The organism is Paracoccaceae bacterium (assembly GCA_033344815.1).
Lineage (GTDB): Bacteria > Pseudomonadota > Alphaproteobacteria > Rhodobacterales > Rhodobacteraceae > Roseobacter.
On record JAWPMR010000001.1, the window covers coordinates 3,606,812 to 3,625,181 of the forward strand.

General features: G+C 54.2%; 14 protein-coding genes and 3 pseudogenes. 11 read left to right on the forward strand and 6 right to left on the reverse strand.

The window, feature by feature from the left end:
* Positions 1–5: 5 nt before the first annotated feature.
* The 7 genes from R8G34_16695 (at position 6) to R8G34_16725 (ending at position 8,470) form a co-directional block, all read left to right on the forward strand.
* The gene (locus R8G34_16695; GenBank protein ID MDW3224492.1) at positions 6–1,547 is read left to right on the forward strand and encodes a benzoate-CoA ligase family protein; all 1,542 of its coding nucleotides are present in this window, start codon (positions 6–8) and stop codon (positions 1,545–1,547) included.
* A complete protein-coding gene (locus tag R8G34_16700; GenBank protein MDW3224493.1) occupies positions 1,544–2,365 on the forward strand; it encodes an alpha/beta hydrolase in 822 nt (273 codons plus the stop codon). Before R8G34_16695 ends, R8G34_16700 begins: the two co-directional genes overlap by 4 nt.
* On the forward strand, positions 2,352–2,810 hold the full coding sequence (locus tag R8G34_16705) for a DUF309 domain-containing protein (GenBank protein ID MDW3224494.1): 459 nt from the start codon (positions 2,352–2,354) through the stop codon (positions 2,808–2,810). Before R8G34_16700 ends, R8G34_16705 begins: the two co-directional genes overlap by 14 nt.
* A gap of 131 nt (positions 2,811–2,941) precedes the next feature.
* Positions 2,942–4,588, forward strand: coding sequence for a 2,3-epoxybenzoyl-CoA dihydrolase (gene boxC / locus R8G34_16710; GenBank protein ID MDW3224495.1), 1,647 nt, complete (start codon positions 2,942–2,944; stop codon positions 4,586–4,588).
* A gap of 40 nt (positions 4,589–4,628) precedes the next feature.
* Positions 4,629–6,080 (forward strand): benzoyl-CoA 2,3-epoxidase subunit BoxB, encoded by a 1,452-nt coding sequence (gene boxB, locus R8G34_16715; GenBank protein MDW3224496.1) that lies wholly within the window; start codon positions 4,629–4,631, stop codon positions 6,078–6,080.
* Between the two features lie 226 nt (positions 6,081–6,306).
* Positions 6,307–7,503 (forward strand): benzoyl-CoA 2,3-epoxidase subunit BoxA, encoded by a 1,197-nt coding sequence (gene boxA, locus R8G34_16720; protein MDW3224497.1) that lies wholly within the window; start codon positions 6,307–6,309, stop codon positions 7,501–7,503.
* Between the two features lie 49 nt (positions 7,504–7,552).
* Positions 7,553–8,470, forward strand: coding sequence for a helix-turn-helix transcriptional regulator (locus R8G34_16725; GenBank protein MDW3224498.1), 918 nt, complete (start codon positions 7,553–7,555; stop codon positions 8,468–8,470).
* A 545-nt stretch (positions 8,471–9,015) separates the two neighbouring features.
* Here the strand turns inward: R8G34_16725 and R8G34_16730 are convergent.
* On the reverse strand, positions 9,016–10,017 hold the full coding sequence (locus tag R8G34_16730) for an IS110 family transposase (GenBank protein MDW3224499.1): 1,002 nt from the start codon (positions 10,015–10,017) through the stop codon (positions 9,016–9,018).
* A gap of 80 nt (positions 10,018–10,097) precedes the next feature.
* Between R8G34_16730 and R8G34_16735 the strand changes: the two are divergent.
* Positions 10,098–10,229, forward strand: a pseudogene (locus tag R8G34_16735) (IS3 family transposase).
* Between the two features lie 269 nt (positions 10,230–10,498).
* A pseudogene (locus R8G34_16740) lies at positions 10,499–11,122 on the forward strand (DDE-type integrase/transposase/recombinase).
* 68 nt (positions 11,123–11,190) lie between these two features.
* Here R8G34_16740 and R8G34_16745 read toward each other — a convergent pair.
* Both R8G34_16745 and R8G34_16750 read right to left on the reverse strand, forming a co-directional pair.
* Positions 11,191–11,624: pseudogene (locus tag R8G34_16745) on the reverse strand (integrase core domain-containing protein).
* 165 nt (positions 11,625–11,789) lie between these two features.
* On the reverse strand, positions 11,790–13,454 hold the full coding sequence (locus R8G34_16750; GenBank protein ID MDW3224500.1) for an ABC transporter substrate-binding protein: 1,665 nt from the start codon (positions 13,452–13,454) through the stop codon (positions 11,790–11,792).
* Positions 13,455–14,251: 797 nt separating this feature from the next.
* Between R8G34_16750 and R8G34_16755 the strand changes: the two genes are divergently transcribed.
* The gene (locus tag R8G34_16755; GenBank protein ID MDW3224501.1) at positions 14,252–14,677 is read left to right on the forward strand and encodes a RidA family protein; all 426 of its coding nucleotides are present in this window, start codon (positions 14,252–14,254) and stop codon (positions 14,675–14,677) included.
* Here the strand turns inward: R8G34_16755 and R8G34_16760 are convergent.
* The 3 genes from R8G34_16760 to hmgA form a co-directional block, all read right to left on the reverse strand.
* Positions 14,674–14,889: a hypothetical protein gene (locus tag R8G34_16760; GenBank protein ID MDW3224502.1), complete on the reverse strand. Its 216-nt coding sequence runs from the start codon at positions 14,887–14,889 to the stop codon at positions 14,674–14,676. The two genes, R8G34_16755 and R8G34_16760, sit on opposite strands and share 4 nt — an antisense overlap.
* 195 nt (positions 14,890–15,084) lie before the next feature.
* Complete coding sequence (gene fahA, locus R8G34_16765) at positions 15,085–16,338, reverse strand: fumarylacetoacetase (GenBank protein ID MDW3224503.1); 1,254 nt, start codon at positions 16,336–16,338, stop codon at positions 15,085–15,087.
* Positions 16,339–16,464: 126 nt separating this feature from the next.
* Positions 16,465–17,826 carry a homogentisate 1,2-dioxygenase gene (hmgA, locus tag R8G34_16770; GenBank protein ID MDW3224504.1) on the reverse strand — a complete coding sequence of 454 codons (1,362 nt, stop codon included), beginning with the start codon at positions 17,824–17,826 and terminating at the stop codon, positions 16,465–16,467.
* A gap of 61 nt (positions 17,827–17,887) precedes the next feature.
* On the opposite strand from hmgA, the gene R8G34_16775 reads away from it, so the two are divergent.
* A complete protein-coding gene (locus tag R8G34_16775) occupies positions 17,888–18,361 on the forward strand; it encodes a MarR family transcriptional regulator (protein ID MDW3224505.1) in 474 nt (157 codons plus the stop codon).
* Positions 18,362–18,370 lie beyond the last annotated feature (9 nt).

The window sequence follows — 18,370 nt, forward strand, 5'->3', positions numbered from 1 at the left end:
GAGCAGTGAGTAGTATTCATGACAATGCGGCAAGCTATTTTGTGGATCGTCATCTGTCCGAGGGGCGCGCAAGGAAAGTCGCATACCGTGAAGCTGGCACGGGCCGCAGTTTGACGTATCAGCAACTCGCCGAGGGTGCTGGGATCGTTGCAGGGGCTTTGCAGCGGGCCGATGTGCGTCCTGAAGAACGCGCGGCGATGTTGGTGCTGGATACGATCGAGTTTCCACACTTGTTTTTTGGCGCGCTCAAATGCGGCGTGGTGCCGGTCCCGATCAATACGCTCTTGGCGACCCCTATTTATGATGCGATCCTGCGGGATAGCCGCGCAGTGATCTTGTTTGTCTCTGCCCCGCTTTTTGCAGCCGTAGAGCCCATTTTGGCGGCCAACCCCTATTTGCGGGAGGTGGTTGTTATTGGCGATGAAGCCGTTGAGGGTACGCAAAACCTCGAAGCTTTCATATCTGGCGCACACCCATTGCCGACTGTCGCGGTATCGCCGGATGAAACGGCCTTTTGGCTCTATTCGTCGGGGTCAACCGGGCAACCCAAGGGTGTGCAGCATGTTCATTCCAGTCTGAAGGCCACAGCCGATACCTATGGCGCAAATGTATTGTGCCTCAAAGAAGACGATACGGTGTTTTCGGCGGCAAAGTTCTTCTTTGCCTACGGTCTTGGGAATGCAATGACTTTCCCATTGGCCGTGGGTGCCACCACTGTGATTTTCGCTGGTCGGCCAACACCACCGGATATGATCGTCACTTTGAATGCGGAAAAACCAACGGTGTTTTGCGGGGTGCCCACACTATTTGCCGCCATGGTGGCCGAAATAGATCGAACCGGTCCGCCGCAAGCGCCGCTCCGGATGTGCATTTCGGCGGGGGAGGCGTTGCCTGAGGATGTGGGGCGTCGTTGGCAGGCGCATACCGGCGTGGATATTTTGGATGGGGTCGGGTCCACCGAGATGCTGCACATTTTCCTGAGCAATCGTGCGGATGATCTTGAATATGGAACCTCCGGTACGCCAGTGCCCGGCTACAATGTACGGCTCGTGGATGAAGCAGGTTCAGATGTGGGTGACAACGAAATTGGCGAGTTGCTGGTGGATGGCGCTTCTGCTGCATCGGGGTATTGGAACCAGCGCGACAAATCACGCGCGACCTTTGAAGGTGTCTGGACGCGGACCGGTGACAAATACGAACGGCGACCGGATGGGCGATATGTGTACTGTGGTCGTACGGATGACATGTTCAAAGTTTCCGGCATTTGGGTGTCGCCCTTCGAGGTGGAACAGGCGCTTGTCAGCCATTCTGCCGTTCTGGAAGCTGCGGTTGTAGCAGCGCGCGATGATCTGGGGCTCGAAAAACCCAAGGCGTTCGTTGTGCTGCATGGGACTGCGCCAGAGCGCTTTGAGGCGATGTTGATCGAACACGTCAAAGACCAGATCGGAAAGTGGAAATACCCGCGTTGGATTGAAGTCGTGGAGGAGCTTCCGAAAACGGCCACCGGCAAGATACAACGGTTTAGGCTGCGAGGAGAGGGTGCATGATACGCTGGTGTGCGGAGCCTGGCCAGACGCTGTCCATCGAAGGTATCGACCTGGAATACGCCTGCTTTGGACCGCCGCCCGGCGAGGCAGCGACCATTGTTATGCTGCATGAGGGGCTGGGATGCGTCGAAATGTGGCGCGATGTGCCGAAACAACTGTCTGAGGTCACCGGGCTCGGTGTTTTGGTTTATTCCCGTCGTGGGTATGGCCGTTCTGCTGCGGCGGATCAGCCGTTTCCAGTCGACTACATGACCCTTGAGGGCGAAAACACGCTGGGCAAAGTCATGGATGCGAGCGGCTTGAAAGAAGTCATCCTTTTGGGTCATTCGGATGGGGCGACGATTGCCTGTATCTATGCCGGTTCGGTCAGCGACATGCGGGTGCGCGGGTTGGTGTTGATCGCGCCACATTTTTTCACCGAACCCCAAGGTCTGGCCGCGATCCGGTCGGCGGGAAAAGCCTATCGAAAAGGCGATCTGAAATCAAAACTGGCACGCTATCACGATGATATTGATGGCGTTTTCCATCGCTGGTATGATGTTTGGACATCACCGGAGTTTGAGAATTGGAACGTGGCGGATGCGATTGATCATCTGCGCATACCGGTTTTGGCAATACAGGGTCGCGATGACGCCTATGGCACGCTGGCGCAAATTGAAGAGATCGACGCCCGCATCTATTCCCCCCTCGAGACATCAATCCTCGATCATTGTGGACATGCGCCGCATTTCGAACGGGGACCCGAAACTCGACATGCAATCGCAGAGTTTTGTGCGCGGTTGATGCGTTTGGAGCACCAAAAGATTGCCCTGGCCTGATCCACCTGAGGGTCTGATATTTCCGCCTTTCGCGTATATCCCGGGAAAAAACAGCCGGCATCCGGAGAATTTTTTTGAGGACATAAAGGCGAGCGTTACCCGCGACATATGCCCCTCAGATTTACAGGATACGGCCGCATTCAAGGCCGGTCTGGCCTATCTGGATGCCGGATATTTTTGGGAATGCCATGAAGTCCTGGAGGCTGTTTGGATGCGTACAGAGGACCCAAGCCCGGAACGTGAAATGGTGCAAGCCTTGATCCAATTGGCCAACGCGAAGTTGAAATTGCTTATGGATAAGCCGCGCGCGGCGCTTCGATTATGCGATATGGTCGTTGCGCATCTTGCCCGATGTCATCCGCGCGACGGCGTGCTGGGTCTTGGAATCGATTGTGTCGCACGGCGCACTGAAATTGCGCGCACTGATGCAATAAGAGCATTATAATGCCAATTAATGCAAATATCCTATAAGGCAGCGCAAATTATGCAGGTTAAACGCAGCTCAATACGTACTATAATACATTTTTGAATGTGGTTTGGATCATGAACTCTGGAGGATGCTAGGTGGACGGGGTCGTGGATTTTCAAGTTGATCCCGATGCGATGCGGCATTGGCGTGTTGAATATGATGGTGCGGTCGCAAATCTTTTCATGGATGTTGACGAAAATGCCGGGCTCTTTGAGGGGTATGAACTCAAGCTGAACTCATATGACCTTGGTGTGGACATTGAACTGTCCGACATTGTTCAACGCATGCGATTTGAGCACCCGGAGGTCAAAGTCGTTGTGTTGAGGTCGGGAAAGGACAATGTGTTCTGCGCCGGGGCCAACATTCGTATGCTGGGCCGGGCGACACATTCCCATAAAGTCAATTTTTGCAAGTTCACAAATGAAACGCGCAATACCTTTGAAGCCGCCTTGGCGGACAGCGGACAGAATTACATCTGTGCAGTAAGGGGTGCTTGTGCGGGCGGCGGCTATGAATTGGCGCTGGCGTGCAATCACATCATGCTGACCGATGACAGCACATCATCCGTTGCTTTGCCGGAAGTGCCGCTGTTGGCGGTTTTGCCAGGAACCGGCGGGTTGACCCGTGTGACAGACAAACGCAAATTGCGGCGTGATTTGGCGGATGTCTTTTGCTCCGTCGAGGAGGGCGTAAAGGGCAAGCGCGCGTTGGAGTGGGGACTGGTGGATGAAGTCATCCCCAATTCCAAATTTGACGACGCCGTTATCACCAGAGCCCAGGAACTTGCTGAAAAATCCGAAAAACCCAATGTGACAGGGGGCATCCGTTTGACGCCGCTGGAGCGTCGATTCGAGACATCTGGCATAGAGTATTCAACCGTGACCGTAAGTCTGAACAAATCGGCCCGGCGTGCAGTGATTACGATCAAGGGTCCGCGCGAAGACCCGCCAACTGATATGGCGGCTTTCGAAGCGCAAGGGTCTGATGCATGGATGTTGCGATGTGCGCGGGAACTGGATGATGCAATCCTACACTTGCGAACAAACGAAGGCGAACTTGGCCTGATCGAATTTCAGACAACTGGCGATCCGGCAAAAGTTGTTGCGCATGAAGCTTTGGTGTTGGGCGACAAAGACCACTGGCTCGCCAATGAAGTTCTGTGTGTCTGGAAACGCCTGTTGAAACGTGTCGATATGACCTCGCGGAGTCTTGTCGCAATCGTTGAGCATGGATCTTGTTTTGCTGGCGTTCTGGCAGAACTGCTGTGGGCCGTTGATCGCAGCTACATGATGCTTGATGCCTTTGAGGATGATGACCGCCCGATGGCGAATGTGGTTCTGACCAGCGCGAATTTTGGCACGTTCCCGATGGGGAATGGATTGAGCCGCTTGCAAACCCGCTTTTTGGGATCCCCCGAACAGATAGATGTCCTGAAGGCGCGCAAGGGCGAACTGCTGGACGCTGCGGCATGTGAAGAGCTTGGATTGGTGACATATGCTTATGATGACATCGATTGGGAAGATGAGGTGCGGCTGTTTGTAGAAGAACGTGCCAGCTTTTCTCCGGATGCTTTGACCGGGATGGAGGCCAATCTTCGGTTTGCCGGTCCCGAGACAATGGAGACCCGTATTTTCGGCCGCCTGACTGCGTGGCAAAACTGGATATTTCAGCGCCCCAACGCCGTGGGGCCCGAAGGCGCGCTGCAGCGTTATGGCACTGGCGTTCGCGGTGATTATGACATGCAACGCGTGTAGCCAAGTTGGGCTTTAGGCCACCAACCGACAGGAGAACAAGATGCTCGATCTGATTGATGTCAGCTATGATAGCCAAATTCCAAACAACGTCGGGCTGAGCTCGGATAGAAAGGTTCTGAAGGCGCTGGAAAAATGGCACCCCGGTTATATCAACTGGTGGAATGATCTGATCCCGAAAAACTTTCAGGACTCAATGGTCTATCTGCGAACTGCCGTCAGTGTGGACCCTAAAGGTTGGGCAAAGTTCGATTACGTCAAGATGCCGGAATACCGCTGGGGTGTTTTACTGGCTCCCGCTGTCGAGGACCGAAAAATCCCAATGGGTGAGCATATGGGCGAAACCGCATGGCAAGAGGTGCCTGGCGAATACCGCAATATGCTCAAACGGTTGATCGTCATTCAGGGTGATACGGAGCCGGGCTCAGTGGAACAGCAAAGGTTCCTGGGTCTCACAGCGCCGTCGCTTTATGACATGCGCAACCTCTTTCAGGTCAATGTCGAAGAGGGGCGGCACCTTTGGGCGATGGTGTATCTCTTGCAAAAATACTTCGGACGGGACGGACGAGAAGAGGCAAACGACCTTCTTGTGCGCTCCTCTGGATCAGAGGAAGCCCCACGTATGTTGGGCGCGTTCAATGAGGAAACGCCGGATTGGTTGTCCTTCTTCATGTTCACCTATTTCACCGACCGCGATGGCAAGATGCAGCTGGAAAGCCTAGCACAATCAGGTTTTGATCCCTTGAGCCGAACGTGTCGTTTCATGCTGACCGAAGAGGCCCACCATATGTTCGTGGGCGAAACCGGTGTGGGGCGGACCATTCAAGCCACGCTCGAGGCGATGAACAAAAACGGGATCAGCGATCCCTATGACATCAACAAAATTCGAGATCTGGGGGTAATCGACCTGCCGACGATCCAGAAAAAACTCAATCTGCATTATACGCTCAGCCTTGATTTGTTCGGGCAGGAAGTCTCCACCAATGCGGCAAATGCGTTCAACTCTGGCATCAAGGGGCGCTACATGGAGCAGCGTATTGATGATGATCACAAGCTTCAGAATGATACCTATGCCGTAACGTCTATCAAGGAGGGGGTCATCCTGACGGAGGATGTTCCAGCGTTGACGGCGATCAACATGCGACTGCGCGATGACTACGTCCGCGATGCGTCGGGTGGTGTCGGGCGCTGGAACAAGGCGATTGCGAAGGCCGGCGTCGAGTTTGAATTCAAGCTGCCGCATGAAGGTTTCCACCGTCAGATCGGGGTGTTCTCCACAGTGGCGGTTGATCCCGATGGCAACATAATCTCTGCCGAAGACTGGGAAAGCCGCCGTGCCGAATGGTTGCCCACCAAAGCGGATGGTGATTTCATTCAGTCTCTGATGGTGCCGTGTTTCGAGCCGGGCAAATACGCGTCTTGGATCGCAGCCCCCAAGGTCGGCATCGACAACAAACCGGGTGACTACGAATATGTGCAATTGCACATGGCTTGATCCATATCAACGCACCCGCGACGCAGGCCGATGACATTGGTTTGCGTCACTGCCAGTGACCTTACTATTCAAAGGAGACCGGACCCATGCAAACCCAACCAAACAACACCCCTAAGAAGGCTCAGCAAAATTGCCTCGGATGCACCGATTGCAGGGGCATGTGCCGTGCGATATTTGATCTCGCCGTGTTGCCGGATGTTGTGTTGCACAGGTCCTCTGCCAGTCCATGAACAAACCGGTAAAACAACACCTTATTGATCCCGAAATCTGCATCCGCTGTTATACTTGCGAGATGACGTGCCCCATCGGAGCGATCCAGCATGACGACAACAATGTCGTTGTGGATCCGGACATTTGCAATTTCTGTATGGATTGCATTCCGGTTTGCCCCACAGGATCGATTGACGAGTGGCGTGTCGTACAAACGCCTTATACCTTAGAACAGCAATACGAATTTGAGGAGTTACCGGAACAAGACGACATCACGCTTGAGGCAGATAGTAAAGACGATGGCATAGAAGCTCATGATGATGCGGTAGCGGCACTCCTCGCAGAGGCGCACAAAGGGGCAGGCGGCAAGGCAAGGGCACCCGCCTCGGCCTCAAAGCCGACGATCAATCTATACAATCTGGCGAACCCTGCTTTGGCCAAGGTGCAAGGCAACTACCGACTAACCGAAGCGGGAAGTGATAGTGATGTCCGCCATATTATCCTCGATCTCGCCAATTTGCCGTTTCCGGTTCTGGAAGGCCAGAGCATTGGGATCATTGCGCCGGGTACAGACGACGCGGGCAAACCTCACTTGCCACGGCTTTATTCGATTTCCAGCCCAAGGGACGGGGAACGACCCGGTTTCAACAACTTTTCCCTGACCGTTAAGCGGGAGGTAGAAGGGATATGTTCCAACTACGTGTGTGATCTTGAGAAAGGTGACGAGGTTCAGATCACGGGTCCATTTGGATCGACTTTCTTGTTGCCGTCGGATCCAGAAGCCAAACTTCTGATGATCTGCACCGGGACGGGATCCGCCCCTTTTCGGGGCTTCACCATGCGCCGACAGCGGGAAATGCCAAGCCTGAAAGGCAGTTTGATGCTTGTGTTTGGCGCGCGCAGCCCGCGAGACCTGCCCTATTTTGGACCGCTCAAAAAAGTAGCCGACAGTTTCATGCACAAAGAATTCGCCTTTAGCCGCGCGGAAGGCACACCTAAGGAATATGTGCAGGACAGGTTGCGCGCGCAAAAAGATATCGTCGCTGACATGTTGCAGTCAAACCAAACCGTCATCTATCTGTGTGGTCTGAAAGCAATGGAGCAGGGCGTCGAAGCGGCGCTGAGCGAAATCGCGTCTGAGGCAGGGCTAGAGTGGTCAAGTCTTCGGGATCAAATGAGGGAAAACGGCCGTTATCATGTCGAAACATATTAGCCGCCTATTTGGGTAATTGATGTGAAAAGACTCTTTGTCAGGCCGTGCTGTGAGCGCCAAGACAACGGTCGTGAGCATGTCTGACAGGCTGACGCCACCTGATACCTCTGCGTTCGTGCTCAAGAGACTTGCGGCACGTGTACGCGAAATCCGAAAGGCACAAGGTCTACCGCGCCGCGTATTGTCTGAAAAGTCAGGTGTTTCGCCAAGATATCTGGCACAACTGGAAGCGGGTGAGGGCAACATATCAATAGCGCTATTGCAAAGGGTTGCTAAAGCGCTGGACGTCAAGATTGAAGCTTTGCTTTCTGAAAATGAGCCATGGGATCGTGAAGTTCAAAGAATTGCGTCGCTATATCGCCATGCGCCCGAAGAACTTCAGCAACAGGTGCGCAGTCTGTTGGCACCACAAAACCCTTCGGTATTGCGCGCAGGGCGTATCTGCCTCATTGGACTGAGAGGGGCCGGTAAATCCACGTTGGGAAAACTGGCCGGGGCCGCCTTGAATGTGCCTTTCATTGAGTTGAACGCCGAAATTGAAGAACACACAGGGATGCCTCTATCAGAGGTAATGGCGTTTTACGGTCAGGATGGTTATCGCGCCTTGGAGGCTGAGGCGGTGACACGTATTGTGACCCGAAATGATCGAATGATCCTTGCCGTGGCCGGGGGGCTTGTCGCAGAAGATGGGACCTATGCCCAGGTTTTGGAGCGTTTTCATACAGTGTGGCTGCGAACGTCACCCATGGAACACATGCAGCGTGTCCAAGCGCAGGGTGATCTGCGCCCGATGCGGGGAAATCCAGCGGCGATGGAACAATTGAACGCGTTGCTTAAGGCCCGTAGCCCCCTCTACGAACGGGCAAACGTTCAGATCAACACATCCAAACGTACCGTCTCAGCCTCTTTGAATGACTTGCTTAAGATGATCGCAACCGAAAGGTTTCTTGAGACCCTTTCGGGGTGAACGATGAAGCGAATAGCCTTGCATTTAAGGACGGTTTGGATGGTTGCGCCCGAACCTTGTTTCCGTTGGCTAACAATCTGTGGAAGCTAACAGACCCGTTCCCCTGGCATGTGCGTTGTTTTGAGTTGGTCTGTTCTCCAAGAAGGAGACAGACGGTGAAGAGAAGCTGTTTCAGCGAAGAACAGATCATTGGAATGATCAAGGAATACGAGGCTGGCGTAAGGCGCGGGAGCTGTGCCGTCCCACTGCCGGCAGTCGAAACGCCGTGTCGATGAGAGGGGTGAGGGGCTATCGCAGGGCATCTTCTACATCTATGGATGTCTCTCCGGTTGCAAGGTTTTTTCGGTCCTGATCTGACGGCGTTGCCTGGTTGCAAACATCTATCCGGCGTCGCCGGTAGGATGGCGCGCCCAAATGGGAATTCCGCGTGGTAAGCCTCAACAAGTGGTCGGCCTCATAGGGCCATTGTAAAAGCCAGGTTCCTCACACACCGGAGTTTGCCGGTCGGTTCATGTCCTTGGTCGTCTTGCAATCCTCTTCTTTGCTCAGGCTTGAGCGCGGAACTCTTCGTTTCTGTGCAGCATCGCCCAGATGATGTGCGCGTTCTTGTTGGCAACAGCGACGATGGCACGATTCATGCCTCGGCGCTCCCGGATCGCGTTGACCCATTTGCTGAATGCGTCTGTTCTGCCCTGTGAAACGCGGGCTACCGACCTGGCTCCGTGGATCAACAGCGTCCGGAGATGCTTGTCGCCCCGTTTGCTTATCCCCATCAGGAGGTGTTTGTCGCCGCTGGAATGCTGGCGTGGTACCAACCCCATCCATGCGGCCATATGGCGACCGTTCTTGAACTCTTTTCCATCACCGACAGCAGCAACGACTGCTGTAGCTGTCTTCGAACCAACGCCACAAATTTGCGCGATACGTTGGCAATGTGGGTTTGCGCGAAAAACCTGATCGATACGACGGTCGAAAACTTTGATCCGCATATCAAGTTGCAACATAAACTCGAATAGATCAGCGATAATCTCGCGGGTCATCTCCGTCAGCCCGTTCGAATGATCTTCAAGGATCTCCGGGATCCGCTGCCGTGCTCGGCTCAAGGTCAATGGGATCGTGACACCCCTGTCGAGTAAGAGGCCCCGCATCTGGCAGGCCAAGGCCATGCGGTGGTTCACAAGACGCCGACGCGCCCGGTGCAGAGCCTGAATGTCCTGTTGCTCTTCGTTTTTGGGTGGGACGAACTTCACGTTCGGTTGCAAGAGTGCGGTGCAAATGGCTTCCGCGTCGTTGCGGTCATTCTTCTGGTGCTTGAGGAATGGTTTAACATACTGCGGTGCGATCACCTTGACCGTGTGATCCAGAGCTTCAAATTGGCGCTGCCACCAGAACGCGCCAGTACAGGCTTCGATACCAATCTTGCAGGGGGGTATATCTGCCAGCTCGGCAAGCAATCCCTCGCGTCGAACCCGCTTCTTGAACACGGAACGGCCATCGTCATCAACGCCGTGAAGCTGAAACACATTCTTGGCCAAGTCGGTCCCCATGAATACTATCCATCTCTTCCTCCTGTGTGCTGTGATATTCTCACAGCGTCGCGGTTTGAGGGAGAGACATCCATCCCATTAAATACAAGGCCAGGTTCGGTGGCATGAATGTGTCGGATGCGAAGAAGCCGCGCGCGCTTGAAGATGAGAACAACCGTCTGAAGCGGATGCTGGCAGATGCCATGCTGGACAACGCTGCGCTGAAAGACCTCGAAACAAAAAACGACGGGCGGCGAGATCTTGTCCGCTATTGGTCCCAGGACAATGGTCGAGCATGTCAAAAGACGGGCTGTGTCGGACGTGATGGATTGGCACGGCTTGTCCGAGCGTCCACTGCCCGGCAGGCGATTGCGCAGCAATCTGCCGAGAGGGGGCGTGTGAACTGGCTGATCTGCATCGGTCAGTCTTTCAGTATCGGAAGCAGGATCAGGGCGATGACGCTTTGCGAAAGCGGCTCCGCGAACTGGCGAATGAGCGTCGTCGGTTCGGGTATCGGCGGCTTGGTATCCTGCTGGCCAGAGAGGGGTTTGAAGTGAACTCTCACCCGGCAGTCGTTTCTGAAGGAAACGATGAGAGGGTACAAGAAGCTGTTCCGGATTCATCGCGAAGAAGGGCTGGCTGTACGCCGCAGGCGTTCGCGCAAGCGGGCTTTGGGCACGCGCAGGCCTATTCCTGTGCCGGATCGGGCCCACCAGCGCTGGTCGTTGGACTTCCTGTCCGATACCTTCGCAGACGGGCAGCGGTTCCGCGTGCTATGCATCGTGGATGATTGCACCCGCGAAGCTTTGGCAACTGTGGTGGATCGTTCACTGTCAGGCCGACACATGACCCGCCAACTGGATCGGATCGCCCAACTGCGCGGCTACCCCTGCCTTGTGGTCAGCGACAATGGAACCGAACTGGCGTCGAACGCGATGTTGAAATGGCAGGAGGACCGCAAGGTTGACTGGCATTACATCGCACCAGGCAAACCCATGCAGAACGCCTTCGTGGAAAGCTTCAATGGTTGGCTGTGCCTCTCTCGGCAGATTGCTGTGCAATCGCCTGCCGGGCAATGGACGAATGCCGGAATGAGCATATGTGTGACAGCTTGCAGAATGCCCGGCGCAACGATTTCAACCACTACCGCCTGCATTCCATGATCGGCCGCACCTAAGTGCTCCAGTTTAAATGTTAGTGCATGATCGACCTCTGGTCCATCGGGACGATGGTTGCCGGCGTTGGTGGTCGGTATCCCAATGCACTGAGTGGTCCATTGCCTGGCAATCGATGCGCAGTATGGATGAGAGGGGTTTGGTGTTGTAGTGTTTCCTCTATTCTTCAATCAGGATGTAAGCTTCGCGAAGAGAGTAAAAGACCTCGCCGTTGAGCAGTTTATCCCTGAAGCGGGCATCGAAGCTCTCGCAGTATTCGGTTTCCCAGGGTGATTCAGGCTCGATGTAGTCCGTCTTCGCTCCGACCGCCTTGATCCAATCTCGGACGACTTGGGCAAAGAACTCGGGGCCGTTGTCCGAGCGGATGAAAGCGGGAACGCCGCGCAAGATGAACAGGTAGGTCAGCGCGTCAATGACATCGGTCGAGTTCAGCTTGCGTTTCATTCGGATCGCACGCCACCATTGTCCTTGGACCAATGGCGGACTGACCACTTCAGGTTCAGCATGCCTTCGAATGCATAACTAATAGCTGTTCACGGCCAATAATCGTTCACGGGCATGATGTCAGTTGTATAGCCGGGGCCGCGCATCACGCGGCCCCTCATCATATGGAGCGCTTCAGGTCCAAGCCATCCGAGCGGGGTGGTATTCGAAACCGATATGGTGTTCCGCGCCAATCAGGCCTTCCTTTGAGAAGTTATAAAGCGAGCGCCAGTACGGTTGAATGGTGACGCCCTCATCCTGAACGATGGCCTCCATTTCCGACATCATAGCGCGGCGTTTTTCGACGTCGGCGGTTGCCAGTGCCACTTCAAGTTTGGCGTCAAAATCGGGGTTCGCCCAGCCGAATTCGTTCCATGCTTCACCTGAACGATAGGCCAGCGCCCAGATCTGAACACCAAGTGGGCGCGCATTCCAGTTGGTGGACGAGAAGGGATACTTGGTCCAATCGTTCCAGAATGTCGAACCGGGTAAGATTGTACGCTTCACCTTGATACCCGCATCACGTAACTGTGCTGCTACTGCGTCGGTGGTATCCTTGCGCCATGCATCGTCGATCGAAAACAGCTCATGCTCAAAATCGCCAAAGCCAGCTTCATCCATCAATGCTTTCGCCCCCGCCGGATCAACTGTGCGCGGAGGCAACTCAGCGTAATCCGGGTGCATCGGACCCACATGGTGGTTTTCCGCTTCGATTCCGCGTCCACCATAGCCGAGTTCGAGTAGGATCTCATTATCCACCGCCATGGAAATGGCCTGACGTACTCGTTTGTCGGCATAGGGTTTTACGCCATCGACTTCTGCCAATTGGTTCGGGCGGATAACGATTGTTGCGGCCGTCGCAATCGAGGCTTCAACCCAACCGTCGAGAGTGGCGAAGATGTCGATGAAATCGCCCTCGATGGAGTAGAGCGTATCAATCTCTTCGGCTTCAGCGGCCGCAACAAAGGCCGAAGGATCGGTCCCGTAGTCGATGTATTCAAGACGATCAATGTAGGGTCCGCCAAACACTTCTGTGCCCCACCATGTGTGATCTGGGTTCTTAACCAAAACGCCTTTCACGCCCACTTCAAGCGATTCCGGCAGATAGGCGCCGGTACCGACCGGGTTACCGGTCATGTCATCTGCGTTGAAGTCAGCGGGCGTGATGGCCGCAGGGTAGTCCGCCATCCCGGGGATCAATGTGATGTCGGGTTGCGGCAGCGTCAGCTTGACCGTGTGCGTGTCGACAACCTCGATTGCCCCTTCAATGGCCTGCCCGGTCGCATCATCGATCAATGTTGCAAAGCGCCCCGCCATTGAATTGCCTTCAAGGCCTTTGTCGCACCAGCCCGCGATGTTACGCGCAACATCTTCTGCGGTGAAATCGTCACCATTGTTCCATTTCACACCCTGACGCACATTCAGCGTGTATTCTGTGGCGGTATCGTTGATTTCCCAGCTCTCAAGAAGTGCAGGTGTGAAACTGCCATCGTTCTCCCAGATCACAAGATACTCCAGCCAACCGCGACTGAAATTCGCGATCTGGCTCCAGTCATATGTACGAGGGTCTTTGAGTGCCCGGACTTCCATCTGCATGCGTACAGTGCCGCCCATCTGGTGTCCCGCAGCGCGTGCCGGTGGTGCCATGCCGATCATGGCATAGGCTGTGACTGCCGTTGCGCCAAATGCGCTTGCAGTCGCCAAAAACTCGCGACGATTTATCGGATCGGTGCCGATTTTCGCAGCTGAATCCACGACGGCTTTTGGTAATGGTTTGCCGGTACGTGTGAAAAATGTCATTTTCTTCCTCTCTGTTGCCGCGCGGTGTGAAGGCGCGCATTGCCGAAATTGGGTTCGGCTCGGTGATGCAGTTTTTCTGCTCTTTTGATGTCCTTTTGCAGACGCCCGGAGTTTGATTCCTAGAGCGTTGGGCGTCAACCCCATCCAAGATCCACAGCTTTGCGCGGGCTGTTGCAGTAGAACGCCAAGTCATTCGATGAGTTCCTCGAAGGTCGACCGTGAGATTGTTTTCCCGTTCATTCGGGTTGTATCAATAGCTGGCCAATTCCTGAATCTGCGCTCTATTGGGCGTAAAATTGATGCCCAGTGTCGCTTATGAACCTTGAAAAATATATTGGCCGGATTTCATTCATTTAGCCGTCAAACACGAAAAACTCTGCCCCAGGAGGCAATCCAAAGCGATTTGAACGCGTTCATCCAAGAAAATTTTTTTGAGAATGTTGTTGCCGGAGTGCCAAATACGGATGGATTTGTGGGTTGCGGTCGGAGAGCGAATCTATTCCATGAACAGACTGGCTTTCCAATCTTCGCCGTTAAACGGTGAGACCTTGCGCCATTGAATTTGAAGGGCGTCAATGATGGCGCGTCGCCAGTATGATCCAAAGGGACGGTATTGCGACCTCGCCGCGTTCGGTATTTTGTGCAACACTTGCGACTGACATCCCCTCGTACTGAGCCGCTCGGGCATGGCGCATTGTCTCCTTGAAAGCTTGCCAAGGGTAAACTGCAAGATTGCCAGGCATCAACGCTGCCTGTCGTTTTGCAAGATACAGTTTTAATTCCCGTTCGCATCGGTCATGTTCGCGATATTCTACCTTGGGGAGAACATGATGAAAGCTTTGTCGCCAGATACCATTGCACCCCCATTTGCCCGATATTCGCATGGTATCGAAATACCTTCGTCGGCGCGTATTGTTCGGACGTCCGGGCAATTGGGATTGGCTGGCGACGGAAGCGTTCCAGAGGGATCAGAAGCGCAGGCACAGATTTGTTTCGGCAATATCGCGGCAATTCTGGAGGAATCCGGAATGCATGCCGAACATGTCTTTCACCTCAGCGCCTTTGTCACCGACAGGGCGCATATGGCTGGATATATGCGAGCGAGAGATGCGTATTTATCCGCAGTACAAGTGTTGCCGACGTCAACGCTTGTGATTGTATCCGGCTTCACCCGGCCCGAATTCGTGGTGGAAATTGAAGTCTGGGCGGCTTTGGCGCCTTAAGGTTCATCCGAGAATTCTTTTCTTACCAGTTTTTTCAGTGTCCAGACAAAGGAACCACCAAAGAATACGCCTGCGATGCCGACGGTTTCAAATACGGCAGCTCCCTGCGGCATTCCACGATAGACAAGAGCCCCTGCCAATAACGACAAGCCGGCAAAAGAGACGACAAGGCGGAATTGCAACTCCTTCTTGCTCGGGCCGTATTTGTTCATTCCCAACGGGCCTGTTCCGACGGTGCGCGTTCAGGCCATGACAATATCACGCAGAAGAATACTGCATCGGCGGAAGCATTGCTTTGCATCCTGGCTATGAAACTCGTTCTCACAGACTTCCTCCTTCCCGGGACTTTGGTTCCATCGTCAGGCTGTTATCAAACCTATGAGTTAGGTGCATGCCATGTCGCGTCCTCATGGAAAGGACGGGGCAGAAACAATTTTGCCACTACAGACCCCAAATCCAACCCTGTAACCGTCACCCTGTGCGAGACCCGTCAGGATCACGGTATCGGCATCCGAAAGAAAACTACGAGTTTGTCCATCCTTAAGTCGAAGCGGTTCATTGCCCCCCCAACTGAGTTCCAGAAGAGATCCGCGTTGATCTTTCTGGGGACCGGAAATTGTCCCGGATCCCAATAGATCGCCGGCGTTCATAGCACATCCCGAAGACGCATGATGCGCCAACTGTTGCGCTGCTGAATAATACATTTCGCAATAGTTTGTACGTGCAATGACCTCTGGCGCATTCCCTTCGGTTTCGATCAGAACCGATAGGTCTATGTCAAACAGCGTCGGGCCGCCTTCCTTGAGGTAAGGTAGCAATTCATGCTCTTTTGTCGGCGTGGAGGTCCGGAACGGATCAAGCGCTGCGGCTGTCACAATCCACGGGCTGATTGAGGTTGCGAAGGCTTTGGCCTGAAAGGGTCCGAGTGGTTGGTATTCCCAGGCCTGAATGTCCCGCGCGGACCAGTCATTCAGCAGAACATAGCCAAAGATCATCTGATCCGCTTCGGCAACCGTGATCGGCTGACCCATTTGCGTGGACACGCCAACAATTGCGCCCATTTCCAACTCAAAATCCAACCGTTGGCTGGGGCCAAAAACGGGATACTCTGCATCTGGCGCTTTGGTCTGACCCAGTGGGCGCCGGATCTCTGTACCACTTACGACGACTGTGCTGGCACGCCCGTTGTAACCAATTGGAATATGAAGCCAGTTCGGTGGCAGCGCGTTTTCGGCCCCGCGGAACATCGTGCCCACATTGGTTGCGTGATGGCGGTTGGCGTAAAAATCAGTGTATTCCGAAACGACCAGCGGCATGTGCAGGCGCACTTCGCTCATCGGCACAAGATGCGGCGCAACGCGCGCCTGTTCCGGTGCATTCTCGATCAGCAACTCAAAAAGACGATCCCGCAAGACCTGCCATACCTCAGGCCCCAATTCCATAAGATCGTTCCAATAGGGCAAATCGAATATGGGTGCCTCGCTGATGGTGATCAGCCCGGCCGCTTCCAGAGCTGCCATATCAAGGATCTGATCCCCAATCGCAACACCGCACCGCGCATCATGGGGGTCGTTTGAAAAAACGCCATAGGGGAGGTTGTTCAGCGGAAAGTGTGAGTCAGGATCATTTGCACTTGCGACCCAGCTTTTTAACAGAGGCATTAGTCGTCCTTTGGCAGGTGGTCGCGTTTTTTGCGGGCCTGCAGCCAACGAAAGACAACGAAAAGGACGACCATGACGGCGAGTCCGGACAGAAGATCAAAAAGGGCTGTGGTCATAGCTCTGTTTCTATTTCTTACCGGGGCTGCCGTCGAACTTTTTCTCAAGACTCTCCCAGCAATCGATATAGTCATCCTGTAAGGGGGCTTCTTTGGCGGCAAACTCGGTCAGATGCTGGGGAAAGCGTGTCTCGAACATGAACGACATGGTGTTGTCCAGTTTTTCCGCTTTGAGATCCGCGTTTGAGGCACCTTCAAAGGCGTTTTTGTCCGGCCCATGGGGCAGCATCATATTATGCAAAGACATGCCACCTGGCACGAAACCTTTCGGTTTGGCATCGTACTGGCCATATATATTGCCCATCAATTCGGACATAATGTTCTTGTGATACCATGGCGGACGAAAGGTGTTTTCGGCCACCATCCAGCGTTCCCGGAACAGGACAAAGTCGATATTTGCGGTTCCCTCGACGCCCGAAGGTGCGGTCAACACTGTGAATATTGACGGATCTGGGTGATCAAACAACACGGCGCCAACTGGGCAATAGGTACGAAGATCATATTTCACCGGGGCGTAATTGCCGTGCCATGCCACCACATCCAGCGGGCTATGACCGATCTGCGTTTGATGAAACTGACCGGCCCATTTTATGGTCACGGTTGAAGCTATCTCACGGTCCTCAAAGGCGGCGACGGGCGTTTTGAAATCCCGCCGGTTGGCCATACAGTTGGCGCCAATGGGTCCGCGTCCGGGCAGGTCAAACTTCTGGCCGTAGTTTTCGCAAACAAATCCACGCGCCGGGCCTTCAAGAACTTCGACGCGGTAAACCAATCCGCGTGGCAGGATCGCGATTTCCTTTGGTTCCAAGTCCATTACGCCAAGCTCGGTGCAAAAACGCAGCCGACCTTCTTGCGGCACGACCAGTAATTCGCTGTCGGCGGAGTAGAAATAGGACTCCACCATAGACTCTGTGACCAAATAGATATGTGTCGCCATGCCGACCTGCGTATTCACATCGCCTGCCGTGGTCATTGTGCGCATGCCGGTCAACCACGTCAGAGACGCGCCGCTATGCGGCACCGGATCCCACCGATACTGACCCAGAGAAATGATGTCTGAATCGATGTGTGGCGCGGATTTCCAATAGGGCAGATTGATCTTTTCGTAGCGATGGGAATGTTTCACGGAAGGACGAATACGGTAGCACCACGTGCGTTCGTTTTGATGGCTTGGAGCGGTAAAAGCGGTTCCCGAAAGCTGTTCACCGTAAAGGCCGTAATTGCATTTTTGCGGACTGTTCATGCCCTGCGGCAAGGCACCGGGCAGGGCTTCGGTTTCAAAATCGTTTCCAAAGCCGGACATGTATTCATTGGAAATGCCGGAGACCTCTGAGGCTTGCGTCATGCCATTTGAATTTACTTGCCGGTTCATCGTGCGCTCCCTTGCCAAGACTTCGCGTGGTTGTAATAGTTGTTTTTGTAACTAACAAGAGATGCGCATGTCTAGGATCGAAAAAGACGGTTTTGATTTGGAAGATTTCCTGCCTTATCTGCTTAATCAGGCCGCCGAAACCAGCAGTCTGGAGTTTCAGCGTATCTACAAAGACCGCTACGGGATGCTGCGCACGGAATGGCGGGTGCTTTTTCACCTTGGTCTTTATGGGAGCATGACCGCAGCCGACATTGTCAAATCCGCGAAGATCCACAAGACCAAGATCAGCCGTGCGGTCCTGAGGTTGGGGGAGCGCCGCTTTTTGATACGCACACGTGACGTCAAGGATCGCCGTGTCGAGCATCTGAGCCTCACACCACGCGGTCAGGCGGCATATGTGGACCTGCGGGGCGTGGCACAGCGCTATGATGCGACTTTGTGCGCTCAGTTTGATGCCGATGAGTTGGAAGTTCTGCGCAAGGCTTTGCGGGCATTGGCGCAAATGCCGATGGCGCGGGCTGTAAAAGGCCCGTAAAGGGCCTTT

What these genes read in the sequence shown, in the direction of transcription:
- R8G34_16760 (MDW3224502.1), bottom strand. Translation starts at nt 14,889, where the DNA reads ATGAACAAATACGGCCCGAGCAAGAAGGAGTTGCAATTCCGCCTTGTC.
- fahA (MDW3224503.1), bottom strand. Translation starts at nt 16,338, where the DNA reads ATGCCTCTGTTAAAAAGCTGGGTCGCAAGTGCAAATGATCCTGACTCA.
- R8G34_16700 (MDW3224493.1), top strand. Translation starts at nt 1,544, where the DNA reads ATGATACGCTGGTGTGCGGAGCCTGGCCAGACGCTGTCCATCGAAGGT.
- R8G34_16755 (MDW3224501.1), top strand. Translation starts at nt 14,252, where the DNA reads ATGTTCGCGATATTCTACCTTGGGGAGAACATGATGAAAGCTTTGTCG.
- hmgA (MDW3224504.1), bottom strand. Translation starts at nt 17,826, where the DNA reads ATGAACCGGCAAGTAAATTCAAATGGCATGACGCAAGCCTCAGAGGTC.
- R8G34_16730 (MDW3224499.1), bottom strand. Translation starts at nt 10,017, where the DNA reads ATGGGGACCGACTTGGCCAAGAATGTGTTTCAGCTTCACGGCGTTGAT.
- boxA (MDW3224497.1), top strand. Translation starts at nt 6,307, where the DNA reads ATGAACAAACCGGTAAAACAACACCTTATTGATCCCGAAATCTGCATC.
- R8G34_16775 (MDW3224505.1), top strand. Translation starts at nt 17,888, where the DNA reads ATGCGCATGTCTAGGATCGAAAAAGACGGTTTTGATTTGGAAGATTTC.
- R8G34_16750 (MDW3224500.1), bottom strand. Translation starts at nt 13,454, where the DNA reads ATGACATTTTTCACACGTACCGGCAAACCATTACCAAAAGCCGTCGTG.
- boxB (MDW3224496.1), top strand. Translation starts at nt 4,629, where the DNA reads ATGCTCGATCTGATTGATGTCAGCTATGATAGCCAAATTCCAAACAAC.